Below are 2685 nucleotides of genomic sequence, written 5' to 3'. Positions count from 1 at the left end.
CTGAAATATGCTGCCCCAGCAAACTGCAAAAGCCTCTCGACGGACCCGGGCCTATAAGATTAGACGGCTCTGCCAGCATGATAGCCTGGCCGAACAGCTCTTTCCATGATAGGGCCGCTGCCTTCTGCAAACTTTTGCTCAGGCCGTAGGGATGAGGCGGCCTAAACGGCGGATACAGAGGAAATACAAGCATTGAACCGGTGATCAATATCCGACAGAAAGGATATGGACGGAGGGCATTCAGGAGATAGAGCGTTGGGAGCACGTTGGTTTCCATATAGAGCACCGGTTCCGCCCAAGACTCGGGCACCGAGTTTTTGCCGGCCAGATGCAGGACATAATCCGGAGCAATGGTCCCGACAAGTTCTTCAATGCCCTTCTTGTCAAGGAGATCGCATGTATAATATTGGACGCCCTCAACCTTATCGTCTTCACGGATATGGCGAACCATCGCGGCAACCTGCATACCCTGCCCTGCAAAATACCGGCAGGCATGGCTGCCGGTAAACCCCGAAGCTCCGGTGATTAGAATGATGCGCTGTAGGGAGTCGTTTCCTGCATCCATTGCTTCAACTCCTTCAGCATATCTCGATAAGGCGGAACCTCGTAAGTCCAGTCGCCTCGAGTCGAAACCAGCGTCCGGTCCTGAACGGGGGTATTACCCGCAACCACGGTCACATCCTCCAGGTTCCAAATCTCTTGGAACAAGAGAAGAAGATCGTGCTTGCTGATCGGTTCCGGATGAGCCAGATGAATCAGCCCAGATAATGATGGCATAAATAATGCAGTATCGATCGCTTTTGCCAGTTCCAGCGTGGTTACCCCGTTCCAGAACACGTTGCAGTACCCTGTCACGGTTCCCCGCTGGTGCATGAACCAGTGCATCAGCCCGATTCCGTGTGAGCGGATCTCCGGGCCGATGATGGAGGTACGGATCGTCAAATGTCCCGGGGCTTGAACTTCCCCCAGCGCTTTGGTCAATGCGTAGACGCTCGTTCCATCGGGTACGTCGTTCTCCCGGTAACCTCCGCGCGTTCCTTCGAACACGCAGTCGGTGCTGATATGAATCAATCTGGCCCCGACAGAATCCGCCGCCCGGCGGAGACGATGCGGCAGAAAGCCGTTGATATGGTAGGCATTGATTTTGTCCTCTTCCGCAAAATGGTTGAGTACGCCGATGGCATTGATGATGCAATCGGGTCTCACGATCTCGACCAATTTATCCACTGTCCCGATATCGGAAGCATCCATGATTAGTCCACCGCTGTTGCGGGGATTCCGGGTCGTGTAGAAGACCTGATGCTTGCTTTGCAGCTTGAAATAATCGACCAGCATATGGCCTGCCATCCCGCTTGCTCCCAGGATCAACAGCTTCATTATAAGAACCCCCCGCGCTCCAAGATATTGCGGATTTCCTCTTTGCTCATCAGGTGGGTGTTTGAAGAGAAGCTGCTGAACGAAACCGACCGGCAGTGACTGTACCGATATTTCAGGCCAGGTATGTTGAGTGTCGGCAAAATGACCAGATATTCTTCGTCAAACACGACGGTCGAAAGACTCTCATAGTCGCTCATCAAAATTTCATGAATTTTTTCACCCGGACGAACGCCGGATTCAACAATTTGAACATCCTCCCGTCCGGAAGCCTCGATCAATACCTCCGCCAAATCTACGATCCGGCAGGCCGGCATCATCATGACGAAAATTTCGCCGCCGACGCTTTCTTCCGCCGCTTTGAACAGCACGGCGATCGCATCGCGAAGCGTTAAGAAGAAACGTGTCATTTTCATGTCGGTGATAGACACATAGCCCTTATTACGTATCTGTTCTTTGAACACATGCACGACGCTGCCGTTGGTTCCAAGCACATTGCCCCCCCGCACGGTGACGAATCGGGTATCGGTGTGAAGCAGATTCGCGTATACGATCAATTTCTCCCCGATGGCCTTCGTCATCCCATAAAAGTTGGAGGGATTTGCAGCCTTGTCGGTCGAAATATAGAATACTTTCTTAACTTTATTTTCAATTGCGGCCTCGATGACGTTCTGCGTGCCGATCACGTTCGTTTTTAATGCTTCATAAGGCTGATCCTCGCATACCGGAACATGCTTAAGGGCCGCCAGATGAAACACGTAATCGATATTTTTGCATGCCGCCATCAAAGCTTCTTTGTCACGAATGTCTCCGATCCGGAAATGCAGCCGGTCATTTTCGAATTCCCGGCTCATTGCGACCTGAGAGGATTCATTCCGCGAGAAAACCACCACTTCCTTTGGAATGAGCGGCAGCAATTGGGCAACCAACTCATAGCCCCATGATCCGGTGCCACCGGTCACCAATATACGCTGATTTTCAAACATGCACATTCCCTCCAAGCAGAAATTTGACAACCTTATCCGATACATCTTCGGCCAGGTATCCCTGGGGACACTGCCACATCGTGTTCAACTCAAGCATCAGGGCAGCTGAGTCGGAAATCCGCTTCGCATCGACGCCTGATACGATGTTGCTTCCGCAATCCACCGTTTCCGGCCGCTCCGTCGTTCGCCTCATCGTGACAGTCGGTACCTGCATAATGCAGCACTCCTCCTGCACGGTTCCGCTGTCCGTTAATGCACAGCAAGCAGATCGCTCCAATTGGACAAAGTCGAAAAATCCAAAGGGTTCATGAAATTCCACCAGAGG

At 52.1% G+C, this 2685-nt stretch carries 4 protein-coding genes; all 4 read right to left on the bottom strand.

Translation table 11 applies throughout. The features are described from left to right. On the bottom strand, nt 1-565 hold a 565-nt coding region (locus CPT76_RS34465), incomplete at its 3' end, for an NAD-dependent epimerase/dehydratase family protein (RefSeq protein ID WP_146116534.1). Then, a complete protein-coding gene (locus CPT76_RS34460; protein ID WP_105446097.1) occupies nt 526-1377 on the bottom strand; it encodes a dTDP-4-dehydrorhamnose reductase family protein in 852 nt (283 codons plus the stop codon). The genes CPT76_RS34465 and CPT76_RS34460, both read right to left, overlap by 40 nt. Beyond that, nucleotides 1377-2360 carry a polysaccharide biosynthesis protein gene (locus CPT76_RS34455; protein ID WP_105446096.1) on the bottom strand — a complete coding sequence of 328 codons (984 nt, stop codon included), beginning with the start codon at nt 2358-2360 and terminating at the stop codon, nt 1377-1379. Before CPT76_RS34455 ends, CPT76_RS34460 begins: the two co-directional genes overlap by 1 nt. Then, nucleotides 2353-2685 (bottom strand): UDP-N-acetylglucosamine 2-epimerase (locus CPT76_RS34450; RefSeq protein WP_146116533.1); only part of this gene is annotated, 333 nt, incomplete at its 5' end. The genes CPT76_RS34455 and CPT76_RS34450, both read right to left, overlap by 8 nt.

The sequence above is a fragment of the Paenibacillus sp. AR247 genome, assembly GCF_002968895.1.
Lineage (GTDB): Bacteria > Bacillota > Bacilli > Paenibacillales > Paenibacillaceae > Paenibacillus_AQ > Paenibacillus_AQ favisporus.
This window is presented reverse-complemented; position numbering and strand designations above follow the sequence as displayed.

Coding starts and splice junctions, on each gene's coding strand:
- CPT76_RS34455 (WP_105446096.1), bottom strand. CDS start 2,360: ATGTTTGAAAATCAGCGTATATTGGTGACCGGTGGCACCGGATCATGG.
- CPT76_RS34460 (WP_105446097.1), bottom strand. CDS start 1,377: ATGAAGCTGTTGATCCTGGGAGCAAGCGGGATGGCAGGCCATATGCTG.